Origin of the sequence: Citrobacter sp. 506, from assembly GCF_050434985.1 — a bacterium.
In the GTDB taxonomy this organism is placed as follows: Bacteria; Pseudomonadota; Gammaproteobacteria; order Enterobacterales; family Enterobacteriaceae; genus Citrobacter; species Citrobacter braakii.
This window is the reverse complement of the sequence record NZ_JBNDJN010000001.1, coordinates 536,408-556,728: the sequence shown is the minus strand read 5'-3', so window position 1 is coordinate 556,728 and position 20,321 is coordinate 536,408. Positions and strand designations below refer to the sequence as shown.

The 20,321-nt window shown below is 55.0% G+C and carries 18 protein-coding genes; 13 read left to right on the top strand and 5 right to left on the bottom strand.

Going from position 1 to position 20,321, the window contains the following annotated elements; genetic code table 11:
- Positions 1 to 38: 38 nt before the first annotated feature.
- From ABIE10_RS02790 to ABIE10_RS02775, 4 genes are read left to right on the top strand one after another with little or no spacing between them, the layout of a single operon-like run.
- Positions 39 to 1,061, top strand: a complete 1,023-nt coding sequence (locus ABIE10_RS02790; RefSeq protein ID WP_016153091.1) for an ABC transporter permease — start codon at positions 39 to 41, stop codon at positions 1,059 to 1,061.
- Positions 1,058 to 1,954 carry a D,D-dipeptide ABC transporter permease gene (gene ddpC / locus ABIE10_RS02785; protein WP_049281776.1) on the top strand — a complete coding sequence of 299 codons (897 nt, stop codon included), beginning with the start codon at positions 1,058 to 1,060 and terminating at the stop codon, positions 1,952 to 1,954. The genes ABIE10_RS02790 and ddpC overlap by 4 nt, the downstream gene beginning before the upstream one ends.
- Positions 1,951 to 2,937 carry an ABC transporter ATP-binding protein gene (locus ABIE10_RS02780; RefSeq protein WP_429154657.1) on the top strand — a complete coding sequence of 329 codons (987 nt, stop codon included), beginning with the start codon at positions 1,951 to 1,953 and terminating at the stop codon, positions 2,935 to 2,937. Before ddpC ends, ABIE10_RS02780 begins: the two co-directional genes overlap by 4 nt.
- Positions 2,930 to 3,865 (top strand): ABC transporter ATP-binding protein, encoded by a 936-nt coding sequence (locus ABIE10_RS02775; RefSeq protein WP_429154655.1) that lies wholly within the window; start codon positions 2,930 to 2,932, stop codon positions 3,863 to 3,865. Before ABIE10_RS02780 ends, ABIE10_RS02775 begins: the two co-directional genes overlap by 8 nt.
- 28 nt (positions 3,866 to 3,893) lie before the next feature.
- On the opposite strand, the gene ABIE10_RS02770 is transcribed toward ABIE10_RS02775, so the two are convergent.
- Positions 3,894 to 4,784, bottom strand: coding sequence for a LysR family transcriptional regulator (locus tag ABIE10_RS02770; RefSeq protein WP_016153095.1), 891 nt, complete (start codon positions 4,782 to 4,784; stop codon positions 3,894 to 3,896).
- Between the two features lie 142 nt (positions 4,785 to 4,926).
- Here ABIE10_RS02770 and ABIE10_RS02765 point away from each other — a divergent pair, with 142 nt between their 5' ends.
- Genes ABIE10_RS02765 through ABIE10_RS02740 form a run of 6 tightly spaced genes read left to right on the top strand, consistent with a single transcriptional unit; the run spans position 4,927 to position 10,642 of the window.
- Positions 4,927 to 5,634, top strand: coding sequence for a CoA transferase subunit A (locus ABIE10_RS02765; RefSeq protein WP_016153096.1), 708 nt, complete (start codon positions 4,927 to 4,929; stop codon positions 5,632 to 5,634).
- Positions 5,635 to 5,636: 2 nt separating this feature from the next.
- On the top strand, positions 5,637 to 6,293 hold the full coding sequence (locus ABIE10_RS02760; RefSeq protein WP_141875187.1) for a CoA transferase subunit B: 657 nt from the start codon (positions 5,637 to 5,639) through the stop codon (positions 6,291 to 6,293).
- 10 nt (positions 6,294 to 6,303) lie between these two features.
- On the top strand, positions 6,304 to 7,509 hold the full coding sequence (locus tag ABIE10_RS02755) for an acetyl-CoA C-acetyltransferase (protein WP_016156539.1): 1,206 nt from the start codon (positions 6,304 to 6,306) through the stop codon (positions 7,507 to 7,509).
- Entirely contained in the window at positions 7,499 to 8,422 is a 924-nt protein-coding gene (locus ABIE10_RS02750; protein ID WP_279263249.1) for a 3-hydroxyacyl-CoA dehydrogenase family protein, read from the top strand. Before ABIE10_RS02755 ends, ABIE10_RS02750 begins: the two co-directional genes overlap by 11 nt.
- Positions 8,423 to 8,465: 43 nt before the next feature.
- Positions 8,466 to 9,860: a GntP family permease gene (locus ABIE10_RS02745; protein WP_196615732.1), complete on the top strand. Its 1,395-nt coding sequence runs from the start codon at positions 8,466 to 8,468 to the stop codon at positions 9,858 to 9,860.
- An 11-nt stretch (positions 9,861 to 9,871) separates the two neighbouring features.
- Positions 9,872 to 10,642, top strand: a complete 771-nt coding sequence (locus tag ABIE10_RS02740; protein ID WP_429154651.1) for a 3-hydroxybutyrate dehydrogenase — start codon at positions 9,872 to 9,874, stop codon at positions 10,640 to 10,642.
- Positions 10,643 to 10,692: 50 nt separating this feature from the next.
- Here ABIE10_RS02740 and ABIE10_RS02735 read toward each other — a convergent pair whose 3' ends face one another.
- Positions 10,693 to 11,121, bottom strand: a complete 429-nt coding sequence (locus ABIE10_RS02735) for an OsmC family protein (RefSeq protein WP_429154649.1) — start codon at positions 11,119 to 11,121, stop codon at positions 10,693 to 10,695.
- Positions 11,122 to 11,348: 227 nt separating this feature from the next.
- On the opposite strand from ABIE10_RS02735, the gene sra reads away from it, so the two are divergent.
- The 3 genes from sra to ABIE10_RS02720 all read left to right on the top strand — a co-directional run bounded on the left by sra (position 11,349) and on the right by ABIE10_RS02720 (position 15,390).
- On the top strand, positions 11,349 to 11,489 hold the full coding sequence (gene sra, locus ABIE10_RS02730; RefSeq protein WP_006684530.1) for a stationary-phase-induced ribosome-associated protein: 141 nt from the start codon (positions 11,349 to 11,351) through the stop codon (positions 11,487 to 11,489).
- 179 nt (positions 11,490 to 11,668) lie between these two features.
- The gene (gene maeA / locus ABIE10_RS02725; RefSeq protein WP_016153104.1) at positions 11,669 to 13,366 is read left to right on the top strand and encodes a malate dehydrogenase; all 1,698 of its coding nucleotides are present in this window, start codon (positions 11,669 to 11,671) and stop codon (positions 13,364 to 13,366) included.
- Between the two features lie 308 nt (positions 13,367 to 13,674).
- Positions 13,675 to 15,390, top strand: coding sequence for an ABC-F family ATP-binding cassette domain-containing protein (locus ABIE10_RS02720; RefSeq protein WP_429154646.1), 1,716 nt, complete (start codon positions 13,675 to 13,677; stop codon positions 15,388 to 15,390).
- Between the two features lie 138 nt (positions 15,391 to 15,528).
- On the opposite strand, the gene fdnI is transcribed toward ABIE10_RS02720, so the two are convergent.
- The 3 genes from fdnI to fdnG are packed head-to-tail and all read right to left on the bottom strand — an operon-like array spanning position 15,529 to position 20,123.
- A complete protein-coding gene (gene fdnI, locus ABIE10_RS02715; RefSeq protein WP_016153106.1) occupies positions 15,529 to 16,185 on the bottom strand; it encodes a formate dehydrogenase-N subunit gamma in 657 nt (218 codons plus the stop codon).
- A complete protein-coding gene (fdnH, locus tag ABIE10_RS02710; protein ID WP_016153107.1) occupies positions 16,178 to 17,062 on the bottom strand; it encodes a formate dehydrogenase N subunit beta in 885 nt (294 codons plus the stop codon). Before fdnH ends, fdnI begins: the two co-directional genes overlap by 8 nt.
- Positions 17,063 to 17,075: 13 nt before the next feature.
- Complete coding sequence (gene fdnG / locus ABIE10_RS02705; protein ID WP_094169740.1) at positions 17,076 to 20,123, bottom strand: formate dehydrogenase-N subunit alpha; 3,048 nt, start codon at positions 20,121 to 20,123, stop codon at positions 17,076 to 17,078.
- Positions 20,124 to 20,321 lie beyond the last annotated feature (198 nt).

Sequence of the window (20,321 nt, the reverse complement as noted above, 5' to 3'; positions counted from 1 at the left end):
TTAATGCGGAGCCGCTCTGGCTCCGCAAGGGGAAGCTAATGACGTTCTGGAGCATTTTACGCCAGCGATGCTGGGGACTTATTCTGGTGGTTATCGGTGTTTGCGTAATCACTTTTATTATTTCGCACCTGATACCTGGCGACCCCGCGCGGTTGTTGGCGGGCGATCGCGCCAGCGATGAAATAGTCGAAAATATTCGCCAACAGTTGGGGCTGAACCAGCCGCTGTATGTCCAGTTTTTTCGCTATGTCAGCGACATTTTTCACGGCGATTTAGGCACCTCTATTCGCACCGGACGTCCGGTGCTGGATGAGCTGCGCATCTTCTTCCCCGCCACCCTTGAGCTGGCTTTCTGCTCCTTGTTGCTGGCGCTGGTTATCGGTATTCCTTTGGGCATTTTATCTGCGGTCTGGCGCAACCGCTGGCTTGATCACCTCGTTCGCCTGATGGCGATCACCGGTATCTCCACACCAGCATTCTGGCTGGGGCTGGGGGTTATTGTGCTGTTTTATGGTCATCTGCAAATTTTACCCGGCGGTGGACGTTTAGACGACTGGCTGGATCCGCCAACTCACGTCACCGGGTTCTATCTGATTGATGCACTGCTGGAAGGCAATGGCGAAGTCTTTTTCAATGCGCTTCAGCATCTGATCCTGCCATCACTGACGCTGGCCTTTGTGCACCTGGGGATCGTTGCCCGCCAGATTCGCTCCGCCATGCTGGAGCAACTGAGTGAAGATTACATTCGCACCGCTCGCGCCAGCGGGTTGCCAGGCTGGTACATCGTGTTGTGTTACGCGTTGCCAAATGCGCTTATCCCCTCGATAACCGTTCTCGGCCTGGCATTGGGCGATCTGCTCTACGGTGCGGTGCTGACTGAAACGGTCTTCGCCTGGCCGGGAATGGGCGCCTGGGTGGTGACGTCGATTCAGGCGCTCGACTTCCCGGCGGTAATGGGATTTGCCGTGGTGGTCTCTTTCGCCTATGTGCTGGTTAACCTGGTGGTGGATTTACTCTACTTGTGGATCGATCCACGAATTGGACGCGGAGACGCACAATGATGCTCACACAAGAAACGCCAGCCGCGCCTCAGACAGCACGCCGTCGCACGGACTGGGCTAAACTGTTCTGGATGATGAAAAGCAGCCCGTTGACGTTGGTTGGCGGGGTCATCATTGTGTTGATACTGCTGCTGATGGTGCTGTCGCCGTGGATAACCCCTCACGACCCTAATGCCATCAATTTGAGTGCACGCCTGCTGCCCCCGTCAGCCGCTCACTGGTTTGGTACCGATGAAGTCGGCCGCGATCTGTTCAGCCGCGTTCTGGTGGGTAGCCAACAATCGGTCGTTGCGGGGCTGGTCGTGGTGGGTATCGCCGGGGGATTGGGTTCGCTGCTGGGCTGTTTGTCTGGCGTAATGGGCGGACGCGCCGATGCAATTATTATGCGAATAATGGACATTATGCTGTCCATTCCCTCGCTGGTGCTAACGATGGCGCTGGCCGCCGCGTTGGGTCCAAGCCTGTTTAACGCCATGCTGGCGATTGCTATCGTACGTATTCCGTTTTATGTGCGCCTCGCACGCGGTCAAACGTTAGTAGTGCGCCAGTTTACCTATGTGCAGGCGGCGCGGACCTACGGCGCATCACGCTGGCATCTGATTAGCTGGCACATTTTACGTAACTCTCTGCCCCCGCTAATTGTGCAAGCGTCGCTGGATATCGGCAGTGCGATCCTGATGGCCGCCACGCTCGGATTTATCGGTCTGGGCGCACAGCAACCCAGCGCTGAATGGGGAGCGATGGTCGCAATAGGCCGTAACTATGTGCTTGATCAGTGGTGGTATTGCGCTTTCCCCGGTGCCGCCATTCTGATTACCGCCGTGGGCTTTAATCTCTTTGGCGATGGTATTCGCGATCTGCTTGACCCGAAAGCCGGAGGAAAACAGTCATGACACAACCCGTGCTGGAAATCGAAGATTTGCATTTGAGTTTTCCCGGCTATAAAGCTGACGTGCATGCGCTTAACCATGTATCGCTGCATATTAACCGCGGAGAAATCGTTGGCGTGGTTGGTGAGTCCGGTTCCGGTAAGTCCGTGACGGCCATGCTCACCATGCGTCTGCTGCCGGAAGGCAGTTATCATATCCACCAGGGACGCGTTTCGCTGCTGGGGGAAGATGTGCTCAATGCCAGCGAGAAGCAAATGCGCCAATGGCGCGGCGCACGCGTAGCGATGATCTTTCAGGAACCCATGACGGCGCTGAATCCGACCCGACGCATCGGTCAGCAAATGGTGGAGGTTATCCGCCATCATCAGGCATTAAGCCGCACGGATGCCCGTCAGAAAGCCATCGCTTTACTCCAGGAGATGCAAATCCCGGACGCGGCGGAAGTCATGAAGCGTTTCCCGTTTGAGCTTTCCGGCGGGATGCGCCAGCGCGTAATGATAGCGCTGGCCTTTTCGTGTGAACCGGAGCTTATCATTGCCGATGAACCGACCACCGCTCTGGACGTCACGGTGCAACTGCAGGTGCTGCGTTTGCTGAAGTTAAAAGCGCGAGCCAGCGGGACAGCCGTGTTATTTATCAGCCATGATATGGCAGTGGTTTCACAGTTATGCGACCGGTTGTACGTCATGTATGCCGGAAGCGTAATTGAGAGTGGCCCAACGCAAATCGTTATTCAACGCCCGACGCATCCCTATTCCATTGGTCTGCTGAAATGCGCGCCGGAACACGGCGAGCCGCGCGCATTGCTGCCCGCCATTCCCGGCACCGTGCCGAACTTAACCTGCTTACCGACGGGATGTGCGTTTCGCGAGCGCTGCTTTGCCGCTGGCCCCCGTTGTGAAGAAACACCTGCGTTACGCAGTCAGGGAGGCGGGGATCAACAATCTGCCTGCTGGTATCCGCAACTGGAGACAACACATGTCTGATTTTTTACTGGCGCTGCAGAATGTTCATGTCAACTTCCCTGCGCGTAAAAACTGGCTCGGCAAGGTAACGGAACGGGTGCATGCCCTCAATGGTCTGGATTTACAGATCTGTCAGGGGGAAACGCTGGGGATTGTTGGCGAGTCCGGTTGTGGAAAAAGTACGCTGGCGCAACTGCTGATGGGGATGCTTAAACCCAGTCAGGGCAACTATGCGCGCCGTGGTGACAAGCAGCATACCGGTATGCAAATGGTCTTTCAGGATCCCCTTTCATCGCTGGATCCGCGCTTACCGGTATGGCGGATTATCACCGAACCGGTGTGGATCCAAAAACGTCCTGCAGAACGTGAGCGCCGTATGCTTGCTGAAGATTTGGCGCGACAAGTGGGAATTCGTCCTGAATATCTCGACCGCCTGCCGCATGCGTTTTCCGGTGGACAGCGCCAGCGTATTGCCATCGCCCGGGCGTTGTCATCAGAGCCGGACGTGATTGTGCTTGATGAACCTACTTCGGCGCTGGATATCTCCGTGCAGGCGCAAATTCTCAATCTGCTGGTGTCATTGCAGACTCGCAGGAACTTGACCTACGTGCTGATCTCGCACAACGTGTCGGTGGTTCGCCATATGAGCGACCGCGTGGCGGTGATGTACCTCGGGCAAATTGTTGAGCTGGGCGATGCGCAGCAGGTACTCACGCAGCCCGCCCATCCCTACACGCGATTATTGCTGGATTCGGTCCCTAAAACGGGAGCACCGCTGGCGGAGGATTTGGTGTTACGGAAAACCGAACTACCGGGGAACCGAACGCTGCCCCAGGGTTGTTTTTTCCGTGACAGATGTCCACTGGCGACCAGCGGCTGTGAGAAGAAACAGGTATTGCTGAAAAGTGATAGCGGAGGTGAAGTTCGCTGCTGGCGGGCGGTTGCATGAGCTGAACGGTTGGCGTATTGCGTGAGAGTCAGGTGCAATACGCCTTTTTCAGTGAATCCACCAGCACTTCAGAAGCGGTAGATAACTTATGATGCGCCGAACGCAAAACGCCGATCCGACGCTGGATCACCGGCGTATCCAGATCGATACAGGTTGCGCCCAGCTCTGTCATTTGCGTGCGGCACAATGCGGGCACGGCGCTGCCGCCCAGTCCACTTGCCACCAGGCGACCAACCGTCACCAGTTGATGGCTCTCCAGCGCCACCTCCAGCGTATGCCCACTTTGCACCAACTGTTCTTCCAGCATCAGGCGCACGGCGGAAGGACGTTGCAGGGTGATAAAATCCAGCGTCAGTAATTCGCGCCACGCAATACGATCCCGGCCCGCCAGTTTGCATGTCGGCGGAACAATCGCGATAAAACGATCCACGCCGAGCGGGGTGAAATGCAGATGCCCTGAAGAGTCCGGCTCAAAGGCAATGCCCATCTCCACCCGCCCTTCACTGACCATCTCAATCACTTGTTCGTTAATGACGTCATGTACCGTTACGTTGATCCCGGAGTAGGAATCACGAAACGTTTTCAGTACCGATGGCAGGACGTTAGCGGCGAATGAGGGCATGGCGGCAATAGAGATTTTCCCGCGCTGCAGCGTAAAGCGTTGGCGCATTGCCTCTTCCGTATTCTCCCAGTCCGCCAGCAGCTGTCGCCCCATGTTGAGCAGCGTTTCTCCCTCCTGCGTCAGGGTCACTTTGCGGGTGGTTCTCAACAGTAACGCCCCGCCCAGTGAATCCTCCAGTCCTTTAATCGCCAGGCTTAAAGCGGGTTGCGACATATTCAGTCTTTCACTGGCATGAGCAAAATTCAGAGTGTGAGCTACCGCTAAAAACGCGCGTAACTGTTTGATGCTCATTCCCATTTCGCATTCCTTTAACTTGTTGAATACCTTTAATTAACATTAAATTGATAAAAAAACCCAATGAGTGAGTCACAAATTTAAAATTAACAAATCATTTTTCACCCCCAATGATGTCGGCAAGGACAACAGGAGGGGCAAGTGTATGGCTGGACTGGATAAACGGGTTGCCACCTATCAAGAGGCGCTGGAAGGACTGACCGATAACATGACGCTGCTGGCGGGCGGTTTTGGCTTATGTGGGATCCCTGAGAACCTGATTGCCGAAGTACGCCGTCGGGAGGTTCAGGGGCTTACGGTTGTGTCAAACAACTGCGGCGTGGATGGTTTTGGCCTTGGCGTTTTGCTGGAAACGCGCCAGGTACGCAAAGTGGTCGCATCTTATGTAGGTGAAAACGCCCTGTTTGAGCAGCAGGTTCTCAGCGGTGAACTGGAAGCTATCCTGACGCCGCAAGGCACGCTGGCTGAGCAGCTGCGCGCGGGCGGCGCGGGGATCCCGGCATTCTTTACCGCGACCGGATACGGAACCCCGGTCGCGCAAGGGAAAGAAGTTCGCGAGTTTGCCGGACGCCCTTACATCTTAGAGCAGGCGATAACCGGTGATTTTGCGTTGGTTAAAGGCTGGAAAGCCGACTGGTACGGCAACGTTATTTATCGCCACACCGCACAGAATTTTAATCCGCTAATGGCTGCCGCTGGGCGTATTACCGTCGTGGAAGTTGAAGAAATTGTCCCTCCCGGAGAGCTGGACCCCGCCGCAATTCACACCCCCGGAATTTACGTTAACCGCATTATCCAGGGGCAGTTTGAAAAACGTATTGAACAACGCACCCTGCGCCAGAAAGGAGCCTGACCATGTTAACGCGTGAACAAATGGCGATGCGTGTCGCCCGCGAACTGCGAGACGGTTATTACGTCAACCTCGGGATTGGTATTCCTACTCTGGTGGCGAACTACATTCCTGAAGGCATGGACGTAATGCTGCAATCGGAAAACGGTTTGCTGGGTATGGGCCCGTTTCCCACGGAAGACGAAATTGATGCTGACATGATCAACGCCGGGAAACAGACCGTGACGGCGTGCAAAGGCGCGGCAATCTTCGACTCGGCGCAATCCTTCGCCATGATCCGCGGCGGTCACGTCGACCTGACGGTGCTCGGCGCGTTTGAAGTGGATGTTAACGGCAATATCGCCTCATGGATGATCCCCGGAAAAATGGTGAAAGGCATGGGCGGCGCGATGGATTTGGTTGCCGGAGCCGACAACATCATCGTGGTGATGACGCATGCCTCTAAAAGCGGCGAGTCGAAACTGCTTCCCGCCTGCACCCTGCCGCTGACCGGCGTGGCCTGTATTAAACGTGTGCTTACCGATCTGGCGTTGCTGGAGATTGCCGACGGGGCGTTCATTCTGCGCGAGCGAGCGCCGGGCATCAGCGTGGATGAGATTGTCGCCAGAACCGCCGGCAAGCTGATCGTTCCCGAAAATGTCCCCGAAATGCACTTTAGCTGAGGAGCTGACCATGCAGGATGTTGTTATTGTCGCGGCAACGCGCACCCCAATTGGCAGTTTTCATGGCGCGCTGGCGCCGCTTTCCGCGGTTGAACTAGGTTCAGTGGTGATCCGTGCGCTGCTTGAAAAAACCGCCGTGGCACCTGAGCAAATTGATGAAGTGATCTTCGGCCAGGTTCTGACGGCAGGCTGCGGCCAGAACCCTGCCAGGCAAACGGCGTTACGCGCAGGACTGCCGGTCACCACGCCCGCGTTAACCCTGAATCTGGTGTGCGGCTCGGGCATGAAGGCGGTGCATCAGGCGGTCCAGGCGATTCGCTGTGGCGATGCGCAAATTGTGATTGCCGGTGGGCAGGAGAGCATGAGCAATGCGCCCTATTTCCTCGACGGCGCCCGGGCGGGACTGCGGCTCGGTCATGCCAGCATGAAAGACAGCGTGGTGCATGACGGTCTGTGGGATGCGTTTAACGACTATCACATGGGGATTACCGCGGAAAATCTGGCGGATAAGTTCGTGATCGGTCGCGAGCAGCAGGACGCCTTTGCCCTGCGCTCACAGCAAAAAGCAGCCGCCGCCATTGAAGCCGGTCGTTTTAGCGCGGAAATCACGCCAGTCAGCGTCCCGCAGGGCAAAAAACCGCCGCGTGTCGTGGATCGTGACGAACAGCCTCGTCCGGATACGCAGGCTGAAAAGCTGGCGCAGCTCAAACCAGCGTTTCGCCCAGGTAACGGCACGGTGACCGCCGGGAATGCCTCTTCAATCAACGATGGCGCCGCCGCGGTGATGTTGATGAGCGCCGCCAAAGCAGCAGAACTCAATCTGCCGGTTCTTGCCAGAGTGGCGGGCTACGCTGTCTCCGGCGTCGACCCTGCGATTATGGGCATTGGGCCGGTAGAGGCATCACTTCAGTGCCTGAAGCGAGCTGGCTGGACGTTGAATGATGTCGATCTCATTGAAGCCAACGAAGCCTTTGCCGCGCAAGCGCTGGCGGTTGGCGAATCCCTGAACTGGGACAGCAATCGGGTGAACGTAAACGGCGGCGCGATTGCGCTGGGCCATCCCATTGGCGCGTCAGGTTGCCGAATTCTGGTGACTTTGCTGCACGAAATGGCCCGCCGTAACGCCGCCAAAGGGCTGGCTACGCTGTGCGTAGGCGGCGGTCAGGGGGTGGCGCTGGCGGTTGAGCGCCCGCAGGAGGTATCTCATGAAAAGTAAGCATATCTGCGTACTGGGCGCGGGTTTAATGGGTGTCGGTATTGCCACCCACTTCGTCCGTTATGGTCACGATGTCTGGCTGTACGACACCGATAGTAACCGTATTGCAGACATTGGCGCAGTTGCCAGCGGAATTCTGGATGAACTGATTGCCACCGAACAGTTTCCTAAAAACGACAAAGCACAGGCTGTGAGTCGTCTGCATGGCACTACCTCACTGCAAGATATCGCCGCGTGCGGGTTACTGATCGAAGCCATCCCGGAGCGACTCGAACTCAAGCACGCGTTGTATGCACAACTGGAAGCACTGATCGCGCCTGAGGCCGTCATTGCCAGTAACACCAGCGGCCTGCCGCCGGATGCGCTGGCAGAAAAGCTCGCCCATCCTGAGCGGTTGTTAATCGCCCATTTCTGGCACCCGCCGCATTTTATTCCGCTGGTCGAGATTGTACCCGGCACGGCCACGAAGCCGGAATATCTGCAGGAGCTGCAACAACTGCTGCTTTCGATGCAGCTGGAAGCTGTTGTGCTCGACCGCGCCGCGCCGGGGTTTGTCGGTAATCGCCTGCAGTTCGCTCTGCTGCGTGAAGCGTTGCATATCGTAAAAAGCGGGATCGCCAGCGCAGAGGTGGTGGATCAGGTAATGCGCGCCTCGCTCGGTCGTCGCTATGCGATGGTCGGTCCGCTGGAGGCGGCGGATATGACCGGACTTTCTACGGTACAGGACATTTGTCGGCATCTGCTACCGGAGCTGGCAACCGGGAGCGACATGATGTCTCTGGTCGCTGACAAGGTGGCTAACGGTGATACCGGTTTGCGCAGCGGTCAGGGATTTTATCGCTGGGATGATTCGCGCAAGGAATATATCCAGCAACGCAGAGAGCATCAGCTGCGCTTTGCCCTGAAACCGTAACTTCTCTTTCTGTACCCCACTATAACAATGATATTGAGGAGTCATGATGAGTGTATTAATCGCCCTGGCAGCGTTGGGCCTGCTGATGCTGGCAGCCTATCGCGGATATAGCGTCATCCTGTTTGCCCCCATCGCGGCATTAGGTGCTGTATTGCTCACCGAACCCAGCGCCGTCGGCCCTGCCTTCACCGGCCTGTTTATGGAAAAAATGGTCGGTTTTGTGAAGCTTTACTTCCCGGTGTTCTTACTGGGCGCTGTGTTTGGCAAGTTAATCGAGTTATCGGGTTTTTCTCGATCCATCGTTGCCGCCGCCATCAACATTCTCGGGCGTCGTCACGCCATCCCTGTGATTGTGCTGGTGTGTGCACTGTTGACCTACGGCGGCGTATCGCTGTTCGTGGTGGCATTTGCGGTGTATCCATTTGCGGCGGAGCTGTTCCGTCAGAGTAATATTCCGAAGCGCCTGATCCCAGCCACCGTTGCGCTGGGCGCGTTTTCCTTCACCATGGACGCTCTGCCAGGCACGCCGCAGATCCAGAACATTATTCCGACCAGCTTCTTTGGAACTAACGCCTGGGCCGCGCCCTGGCTGGGTTTGATCGGCTCTCTGTTTATCATCGTTGTCGGTCTGGTTTATCTCGAGCGCCAGCGTCGTAAAGCGCAGGCAAAGAATGAAGGGTACGGCACTGAACTGTTAAACGAGCCGGAAACGCCGGATAACATTAACCTGCCGAACCCGATAATTGCTATCTCTCCGCTGATCCTGGTTGGCGTTTTTAACCTACTATTTACCCACTGGATCCCGCAATGGTATGGCGCTACGCATCAACTGGAACTTCCGGGCCTTGCCAAACCGATTACCACCGAAGTCGGTAAAATCACCGCTATCTGGGCGGTAGAAGCGGCGCTGATTTCTGGGATCCTGCTGGTGGTGCTCTTCGGCTATCGCAACATTAAAGGTCGCCTGGCGGAAGGGAGCCGAACGGCGGTTGGCGGCGCGATCCTCGCGGCCATGAACACCGCATCAGAATACGGTTTTGGCGCAGTGATCGCCGCCCTGCCAGGTTTCCTCGTGCTGTCAAAAGCGCTGGCAGCCATTCCCGACCCGCTGCTCAATGAGGCTATCAGCATCACCACGCTTGCCGGGATCACCGGTTCGGCGTCTGGCGGGATGAGTATTGCCCTCGCCGCCATGTCTGACACTTTTATTGCCGCCGCCCATGCCGCCAATATTCCCCTCGAGGTCTTCCACCGCGTGGCGTCAATGGCCAGTGGTGGTATGGATACCCTGCCACATAACGGTGCGGTCATTACCCTGCTGGCCATAACCGGTCTTAGCCATCGTCAGGCGTACGGCGGGATATTCGCCATTACCGTAATTAAAAGTCTGGCCGTGCTGTTTGTTATCGGCGTCTTCTACACCACCGGAATTGTTTAAGGAGAATCATCATGAACTTAACGGGAAAAACCGCTCTGGTTACCGGCTCTACCAGCGGTATTGGATTAGGCATCGCACAGGTGCTGGCGCAAGCGGGCGCTACCCTGATCCTTAACGGATTTGGTGCTGTGGAAGCCGCCAAAGATGCCATTGCGCAGTATGGCAAAACGCCAGGCTATCATGGCGCGGACCTGAGCGATGAAGCGCAAATTGCCGACATGATGCGCTATGCCGATAGCGAATTTGGCGGTGTGGATATTCTGGTGAACAATGCCGGGATCCAGCATGTTTCTCCGTTGGAGACCTTCCCGGTTGATAAATGGAACGCGATTATCGCCATTAACCTCTCTTCTGTCTTTCACACCACGCGCCTGGCGCTTCCAGGCATGCGAACGCGTAACTGGGGACGCATCATCAATATCGCTTCTGTTCATGGTCTGGTGGCCTCAAAAGAGAAATCCGCCTATGTGGCGGCGAAGCACGGCGTGGTGGGATTAACCAAAACCATTGCGCTGGAAACTGCGCAGACGGGAATCACCTGCAATGCGCTGTGCCCCGGTTGGGTGCTCACGCCGTTGGTCCAGCAGCAAATCGATAAACGTATTGCCGAAGGCGCTGAGCCTGACGCCGCGCGTGACGCCCTGCTAGCGGAAAAACAGCCGTCGCGCGAATTCGTCACGCCGCAACAGTTGGGTGAGCTTGCGCTATTTTTGTGCTCAGACGGGGCGTCGCAGGTGCGTGGTGTGGCGTGGAATATGGATGGCGGCTGGGTGGCGCAATAAAGATATCTGGTGCCGGATAAGACTCCGTCGCATCCGGCACACCATCTTTACTATTTTAACTGATAATCCAGCGTGATTTCCGCGTTCAGTACCTGTGATACCGGGCAGCCGGCTTTTGCTTTCTGGATGATGCTGTCAAACGTGGCGGCATCTATCCCCGGGACGCTCACCTGACTGTGTAGCGCGACTTTGGTGATAGCAAATCCGGCATCCACTTTATCCAGAGAAACATCGGCAGTGGTATCAATGGCATCTGGGGTAAAACCCGCTTCGCCCAGCATGAGCGAAAGCGCCATTGAGAAGCAGGCTGCATGCGCCGCGCCAATCAACTCTTCAGGATTGGTGCCTTTCGCCCCTTCAAATCGGGTATTAAACCCATACGGTTGCTGATTCAACACCCCACTTTCGGTCGACACGGTACCTTTACCGCGCTTAATGTCGCCTTCCCAGTGTGCCTGACCTTTCTTATGGATAGTCATTACCGCTCTCCTGTGTTGTCGTTGGAGTTACAAGTATAGGACGGCTGAGAAAAAGCATGGCACATACGGGATAGTTCTCATTTGCCGCTTAAGCATTGACCTTTCAGCTGAAATGACCGACCATCCAGAAAGCCGCTATTTTTAACATCGGCTTTCTATCAGGTTGTATTTCGTCCGTTCTCATACGGACTCGCCCTTGAAACCAGTAACAGGATTAAGGAGTTAGAATGAAATCGAACCGTCAGGCCCGTCATATTCTCGGACTGGACCACAAAATCTCAAATCAACGTAAAGTCGTGACCGAAGGTGACAAAACCAACGTGGTCAATAATCCTACCGGAAGAAAGCGCCGCGCTGACGGCAAATAGCCTTTCGCACGTCTGACTGAATAACGAGATAAACACCATTGCAACCGCAGTGGTGTTTTTGCTTATAAAACCCCTTAACCCATTCACAATGCTTTATACTTCGGCCGTTTCCCTGGCGGACAGGCCACATACGATCATAAAGAGTGCCAGGGACGGTTATTCAAAAAAGAGTGAGTGACATGGAAAACGAAACTAAAAAACTGCGTTCCCTTTACATCCCCTACGCTGGCCCGGTTCTGCTTGAATTCCCTTTACTGAATAAAGGGAGTGCTTTCAGTGCGGAAGAACGCCGTAACTTCAACCTGCTGGGGTTACTGCCGGAAGTGGTCGAGACGATTGAAGAACAGGCTGAACGCGCCTGGATCCAATATCAGGGATTTAAAACCGAAATCGATAAACATATTTACCTGCGCAACATCCAGGACACCAACGAAACCCTGTTTTACCGGCTGGTGCATAATCACCTTGATGAGATGATGCCAGTTATCTATACCCCAACGGTCGGCGCGGCCTGTGAGCGTTTCTCCGAGATTTATCGTCGCGCGCGCGGCGTGTTTATCTCTTATCAGAACCGCCACAATATGGACGATATCCTGCAAAACGTTCCTAACCACAATATCAAGGTCATCGTTGTCACCGATGGGGAACGTATTTTGGGTCTTGGCGATCAGGGGATCGGCGGGATGGGTATTCCAATCGGTAAACTGTCGCTGTATACCGCGTGTGGTGGGATCAGCCCGGCCTACACCCTGCCGGTGGTACTGGACGTCGGAACCAACAACCAGCAACTGCTCAACGATCCGCTGTATATGGGCTGGCGTAATCCGCGTATCACCGATGATGAATACTACGAATTTGTCGATGAATTCATCCAGGCCGTGAAGCATCGCTGGCCGGACGTGCTGTTGCAGTTTGAAGACTTCGCACAGAAAAACGCCATGCCGCTGTTGACCCGCTATCGCGATGAAATTTGCTCGTTTAACGACGATATTCAGGGTACCGCTGCGGTAACCGTTGGCACGCTGATTGCGGCCAGCCGTGCTGCCGGTAGCCAGTTAAGCGAACAGAACATTGTCTTCCTCGGGGCAGGTTCCGCCGGTTGCGGAATTGCCGAGCAGATCATCGCGCAAATCCAGCGTGAAGGTTTAAGCGAAGAAGCGGCGCGTCAACGCGTGTTTATGGTCGATCGCTTCGGCCTGTTAACCGATAAGATGCCGAACCTGCTCTCTTTCCAGACCAAACTGGTGCAAAAACGCGAAAATCTGCAGCACTGGGATACGCAAGAAGATGTGCTGTCGTTACTCGATGTGGTACGCAACGTTAAGCCGGACATCCTGATTGGTGTTTCCGGACAGACCGGCCTGTTTACCGAAGAGATCATTCGCGAAATGCATAAGCATTGCCCGCGTCCGATCGTCATGCCGCTGTCTAACCCGACTTCCCGCGTAGAAGCCACGCCACAGGATATTATCGCCTGGACCGAGGGTAACGCGCTGGTTGCGACCGGTAGCCCGTTCGCACCGGTACTGTGGAAAGAGAAAATCTATCCCATTGCCCAATGTAACAACGCCTATATCTTCCCGGGTATTGGTCTGGGGGTAATTGCCTCTGGCGCATCGCGTATCACTGATGAAATGCTGATGTCGGCCAGTGAAACACTGGCGCAGTATTCACCGCTGGTGCTCAACGGCGAAGGACTGGTGTTACCTGAGCTGAAAGATATTCAGACCGTTTCCCGCGCCATCGCGTTTGCCGTCGGTAAAATGGCCCAGCAGCAAGGCGTGGCGGTGAAAACCTCCGCCGAAGCGCTGCAACAGGCGATTGACGATAATTTCTGGCAGGCAGAATACCGCGACTACCGTCGTACCTCTATCTGACGGTTTGCCCGGCGGCACGTTGCTGCCGGGCGCTCAGAACTTGCGCGACTGCGTGTCTTACGATTACACTTTCACCATCTATTAACATTTGGAAAATAATAAGGAGGATACTTATGCTGTACTGTGAACGTTTTATCGTTTCACATGCTTTTGGCGATCGCCAGTGCTCAAGCGTTATCGGTATCGTGCTGCGATAACTTCTGCTTGAGCGAAGCTAACTTCTAAATCCCTTCTCTCGGGCTTACCGGGTTATCGTCAGCGATGTTTGACGAGGCGTTTTTACGCCTGTAACTCTTGAGTAAGCAACAATGAGCACATTACTAACCGCACAATCCTTACACGTTGATACGGCATTCGGCACGCTATTCGACGATCTTTCCTTTACCCTGAAAAAAGGCGACCGCATCGGGCTTATCGGTTACAACGGCTGCGGCAAAAGCACGCTGTTAAAACTGCTCGATGGCACAATTTCGCCGACCAGTGGGGTTATCGCGCAGGCAAATCACTGCCATCTCGCCCGTGTAGAACAACATCTGCCTGACGAAATATTGCCACTCACGCTGCAGGAAGCCGTTCTGGCTCAACTGCCCGAGCATGAACGCGCAGGTCAGCAGTGGCGAGTTGAAGCACTGCTCGCCGAAATGGGGTTCACGCCGGAGAATTTATCTCTGACAGCACACACGCTGAGCGGCGGCCAACACACGCGTCTGTTATTGGCGCGGGCGCTGATGCGAAACCCTGACCTGCTGCTGCTGGATGAGCCGGGTAATCACCTGGATCTGCCAACATTACTGTGGCTGGAACAGTTCTTACAAAACTGGTCTGGGAGTTTTGTGGTGGTTTCCCACGACCCGCAGCTGTTAGACGCGGTGACTCACGGAACCTGGATCCTGCGCGATCGAACTCTTCATGCCTTCGATCTGCCCTGTAGCGCGGCGCGTCAGGCTCTGGCAGAAAGAGACATCAGCGATGCTCTGCGCCATAAGGCTGAGCAAAAGGAGATAGACCGGGTGACCGCCAGCGCCAAACGGCTGGCTACCTGGGGGCGGGTCTACGACAACGAAGATCTTTCCCGCAAGGCCAAGCAGATGGAAAAGCAGGTACAGCGCCTGAAAGAGGTACAGACTGAAGTGACGTCAGGAAGTCAGTGGACACTAACATTGCAGGGAGATGCCCTGCGTGCGGATCGTTTGCTGGAGATGACTAATCTGTCCGTAGCCCCTGCTCCCGACGCCGATACGCTGTTTTCCATTGCCGGTCTCCGGTTAAAAAGCGGCGATCGCGTGGCGATTGTCGGGCGCAACGGTTGCGGGAAATCATCGTTGTTAAGGCTTATCTGGCAACAGTTTCACTCACAACTGGCATCACCTTCACTGGTGTTGCACCCGCGCGTTACGTTGGGGTATTACGACCAGACGCTGCACCAACTCGCAGATAACGATTCGTTATTTGACGCGCTGGAGCCGTTTGCTCCGCAGCCTGATATCCGCAAAATGGCGCTGATTAGCGCGGGTTTTCCGTGGGTTCGTCACGCGCAGCGGATCAGTTCCCTAAGCGGCGGTGAGCGCTCCCGGCTGCTGTTTGTTGGGCTAACGCTTGCGCGCTACAGCCTGCTGATGCTCGATGAACCGACCAACCATCTGGATCTGGAAGGTAAAGAGGCGTTGGCAGAAACGCTGCAAAGCTATAACGGCGGCGTGTTGTTGGTCAGTCACGACCGTCAGCTGATCAGCCAAAGCTGCAACCGGTTTTGGTTGATCGACAACGGCGAACTCAGTGAATGGCACGATCTGGACGCGGTCAATGCGCGTATTCGGGAAACATCCTCGGAGGTAACCGTTCCCAAAACGGTGGTCGATGCAAGAGCCGAAATAAGCGGTGACAGCGATGGATTGCTGGAACAACTTCTTGAGCTGGAGCAGCGTCTGGCTGACGATCTTGCCCGCAAGCCGAAACATCAAAAGCCGCTGTTACAGGCGCAATGGCGTGAGGAGATTGAGCGCCTGAACTCACAACTGGAGTAAACCGTATTGCCGGATGGCAGCCTACATCAGCAAAATGCGCGTGTAGGCCCGTCATCCGGCTTATCGAAATATGACGTTTTTTTGGCAAAAAAATGGCGCTACTGGTGTAGCGCCATTACGATCAGGGCACGTCAGGAGTTAGTTAACCCCTTCCTCGCTCTCTTTTTTCGCTTCTTGTCGTTCAACTTCGCGATACCAGCGTGGGTGATGTTTCTTCGCCCAGCGACGGCTCACTTTCCCTTCGACCATGCCTTTAATCGATCCTTTCACCCAGAATGCCATATACATGTGGATGAGGATGGCGTGCATCAGGATAATCCCCGCAGCCGCATGGATAAGCAGGCTATAGCGCACGACCTGCATCGGGAAGAACTGCGCAAAGTACGGACGCCAGATAATGATGCCGGTGATCAGCAGCACGAAAATCATGCTCATGATCGACCAGAACATCATTTTCTGCCCGGCATTGTACTTACCCACGTCCGCCACTTTGTGTTCATTGCCTTTCAGCACTTCCACAATGTTTTTCAGCCACGGGATATCTTTTTTATCCGGGATGTTGTGGTGAACAAAGCGTACAAACATGAACATCAGCGCCACGAAGATCAGCAGTCCGAAGAACGGGTGCAAAATGCGCCCCATCTGCGGCGTACCGAAGGTCTGCGTCAGCCATTGCAGAGTCGGGAAGAAAAACGAAATCCCCGACAACGCCACCAGGAAGAAGCAGATCACCACCGTCCAGTGACAGGCGCGGTCGATAAACTTCGTGCGCACAATCATTTTCGACTTACTCATGATGATCCTCCTCGTCGTCGTCCACTTCCTTATTCGGACCGATACCAATGTAGTGGTAAATCAGTCCGGCGAAGGTGGCGATAAATCCGGCAGCGGCCAGCGGTTTCAGCGCCCCTTTCCACAGATTGATAGAGGTATCGATCTGCGGTTCTTTCGGCAGGCCGTGATACAGCTCCGGCTGGTTGGCATGATGCAGAACGTACATCACGTGCGTGCCACCCACACCTTCCGGGTTGTAGAGACCGGCATGTTCATAACCGCGTGCTTTCAGTTTTGCCACACGCTGTTCGCCCATTTCCAGCATTTCCTGCTTGGTGCCGAAATGGATTGCCCCGGTCGGACAGGTCTTCACGCAGGCAGGTTCCTGCCCGACGCTGACGCGGTCCACACACAGCGTACATTTATACACGCGGTTATCCTCTTTATTGAGGCGCGGAATATTAAATGGACACCCGGCAATACAGTAGCCGCAGCCAATGCAGTGCTCTGACTGAAAATCAACAATCCCGTTGGCGTACTGGATGATAGCCCCGGCAGACGGGCATGCCTTCAGGCAGCCCGGATCTTCACAGTGCATACAGCCGTCTTTACGAATCAACCACTCGAGCTTGCCGTTCTGTTCGGTTTCGGTAAACCGCATCACCGTCCAGGACTTGGCGCTAAGATCGGCAGGGTTGTCATACACCCCGACGCAGTGGCCGACTTCATCGCGGATATCATTCCACTCTGAACATGCCACCTGACAGGCCTTACAGCCTATGCAGGTGGAAACGTCGATCAGCTTTGCGACCTCAGCTTTGTAATCACGGGCCTGAGGCGGCGGCGTGATGGCGTTTGTTGCGGACCGTTTGATGATGTCCTGCGTTTCCATAGACATATGTTCGCCTCCCTTACGCCTTCTCGATGTTAACTAAAAACGCTTTGTATTCCGGCGTTTGCGAGTTTGCATCACCGACATTCGGCGTCAGGGTGTTGGCGATATAGCCTTTACGCGCGACTCCTTCAAAGCCCCAGTGGATCGGGATCCCAACCGTTTCAACCTGCTGACCGTTGACGTGCAGAGTACGCAGACGACGGGTAACCACGGCAACTGCGCGAATAAATCCACGCTTGCTGCTAACTTTGACGTGATCGCCGTTGGAGATCCCCTTCGCCGCCGCCAGCGTTTCGCTGATTTCCACAAACTGCTCTGGCTGAGCAATCGCATTCAGCAATGCGTGCTTGGTCCAGGTATGGAAATGTTCGGTCAGACGATAGGTCGTCCCGACGTACGGGAAGTCCTGTTTCGTGCCCATGCGTAACTTATCCGCTTCGTACAGACGCGCTGCCGGGTTGGAGATCACGTTCGGATGCAGCGGGTTCGTACCCAGCGGCGTTTCCATCGGCTCGTAGTGTTCCGGGAACGGACCTTCCGCCATCTTATCGATAGCGAACAGACGACCCAGCCCTTCCGGCTGCATAATAAACGGATTGGTGCCACTACCCGGTGCTGCGGTGTTGAAGTCCGGGATATCGTTCCCCGTCCACTTCGTGCCGTTCCACTGGATCAGCATGCGTTTTGGATCCCATGGCTTACCTTGCGGGTCCGCCGAAGCGCGGTTATACAACACGCGACGGTTTAACGGCCATGCCCAGGCCCAGCCCAGCGTATTACCGAGACCTGACGGGTCGGCGTTATCGCGATTGGCCATCTGGTTGCCCTGCTCGGTCCAGCTACCGGTATAAATCCAGCAGGACGATGACGTAGACCCATCATCGCGCAGAAGCGCAAAGCTGCTGAGTAACTGGCCTTTCTTCGCAACCAGCACACCGTTGGCATCATAGAGATCTTCCAGCGCATAGCCGTTGTTCTCTTTTGCCACTTCCTCGGAGTGCGGTTCGTCCGGCTGCTTATAGTTCCAGCTCATTTTCAGCACGGGTTCTACAGCTTTACCGCCTTCAGTGCGATACATGTCGCGCAGACGGTGATAAATACCGGCCAGAATTTCGCCGTCGTTACGGGCTTCACCCGGGGCATCCTGACCTTTCCAGTGCCACTGCAGCCAGCGACCGGAGTTGGCGATGGAGCCGTCCTCTTCCGCAAAGCAGGTGGATGGCAAGCGGAAGACTTCGGTCTGAATAGAAGCCGGATCAACGTCGTTTGATTCACCGTGGTTCTGCCAGAACGTAGAGGTTTCGGTTACCAGCGGATCGATAATCACCAGATACTTCAGTTTGCTCAGGCACTGCACCACTTTGTTTTTGTCCGGGAAGGACGCGACCGGGTTAAAGCCCTGACAGATGTAGCCGGTGACTTTCCCGCTATCCATCATGTTGAAGTATTTGATGACGTCGTAGGACTGATCCCACTTCGGCAACCACTCAAAGCCCCAGTCGTTTTCTTTCTGCGCCGCATTGCCGTAGAAAGATTTCATCAGGCTGACGAAGAATTTCGGGTAGTTGCCCCAGTAGTTCACCTGATCGGCCAACGTCGCTTTTGGCGTGTTAGCGGCCAGATAGGTTTGCAGATCGGCCTGTTTCTCTGACGGCAGCGTCAGGTAGCCTGGCAGACTGGTAGAGAGCAGCCCTAAGTCGGTTAAACCCTGAATGTTGGAGTGACCGCGTAAAGCGTTGACCCCGCCACCTGCCATCCCCATGTTGCCGAGCAGCAACTGGATCATGGCCATGGTACGGATGTTCTGCGCCCCGACGGTATGCTGTGTCCAGCCCAGCGCATACAGGAACGTGGTGGTGCGGTCCGCTGCGCTGGTGGAAGCCAGCACTTCGCAAACTTTCAGGAAGTCTTCTTTTGGCGTACCGCAGATGTTTTCCACCACATCCGGCGTGTAGCGGGAAACGTGCTGTTTTAGCAGATTCCAGACACAGCGGGGATGGCTTAACGTTTCATCGCGTTTCGCGTAGCCGTTTTCATCGAACTGGTAGTTCCAGGACGATTTATCGTATTGGCGTTTTTTCGCGTCGTAACCGCTGAACAGACCGTCTTCAAAAGCAAAATCATCCCGCACCAGCAGGCTGGCGTTGGTGTAATGCTTAACGTATTCAGCGTTGATTTTGTTGTTTTCAATCAGATACAGCAAGACGCCGGACAGGAACGTAATGTCCGTGCCGGAACGAATTGGCGCGTAAATATCCGCTACCGAGGCTGTACGTGTAAAACGGGGGTCAACAACAATTAGCGTGGCATCATTGTTGTTTTTAGCTTCCATCGCCCAGCGGAATCCCACCGGATGTGCTTCAGCGGCGTTACCGCCCATCACCATCACGACGTTGGCGTTTTTAATATCAACCCAGTGGTTGGTCATCGCACCGCGACCAAATGTTGGAGCAAGACTTGCTACCGTTGGTCCGTGTCAGACGCGTGCCTGGTTGTCTACTGCCAGCATGCCGAGTGAGCGCACAAATTTTTGCGTCAGCATGCCGGTTTCATTACTTGCCGCAGATGCACACAGCATCCCGGTAGAAAGCCAGCGGTTTACCGTTACGCCCTGCTCATTCTTCTCAATAAAGTTGGCGTCGCGGTCAGTTTTCATCAGCTTCGCGATACGGGTGAAAGCCTCATCCCAGCTGATACGCTGCCATTTGTCGGAGCCTGGAGCGCGATATTCCGGGTAACGCAGACGGTTTTCACTGTGCACGTAATCCAGTAATCCTGCGCCCTTAGGGCATAATGCCCCACGGCTCACCGGATGATCCGGATCCCCTTCAATATGGTAAATCGACTCTTTGGCGTTTTTTGCTCCATCTCCCAGGCTATACATTAATAGCCCGCAACCTACGGAACAGTATGTGCAGGTGTTTCGGATCTCTTTGGCGCGCAACAGCTTATAGTTTCGCGCCTGAGCCAGTGCCATTTTGGGTGCAAAACCCAGAGCGGCTACTGTTGTTCCCGCCATACCGCCCGCGCAGATTTTAAAAAATTGTCTGCGGCTGACGTCCATTGCTTTCCTCTTTTTTGCAGGGATTCGTACAGGAAATCTCTCAAATTGCGCCAGCGCGGCATGATTGAAAGATGACATGTACAACTTCGCGACGAAACTATCAGCTATATCCATATTTTTTTTGCGTCAAATCAATAACGAAACGGTTCCGCTACTAAATAGTGCACTTCGCTTAACCTTTGTACCCATAAGGGAGTA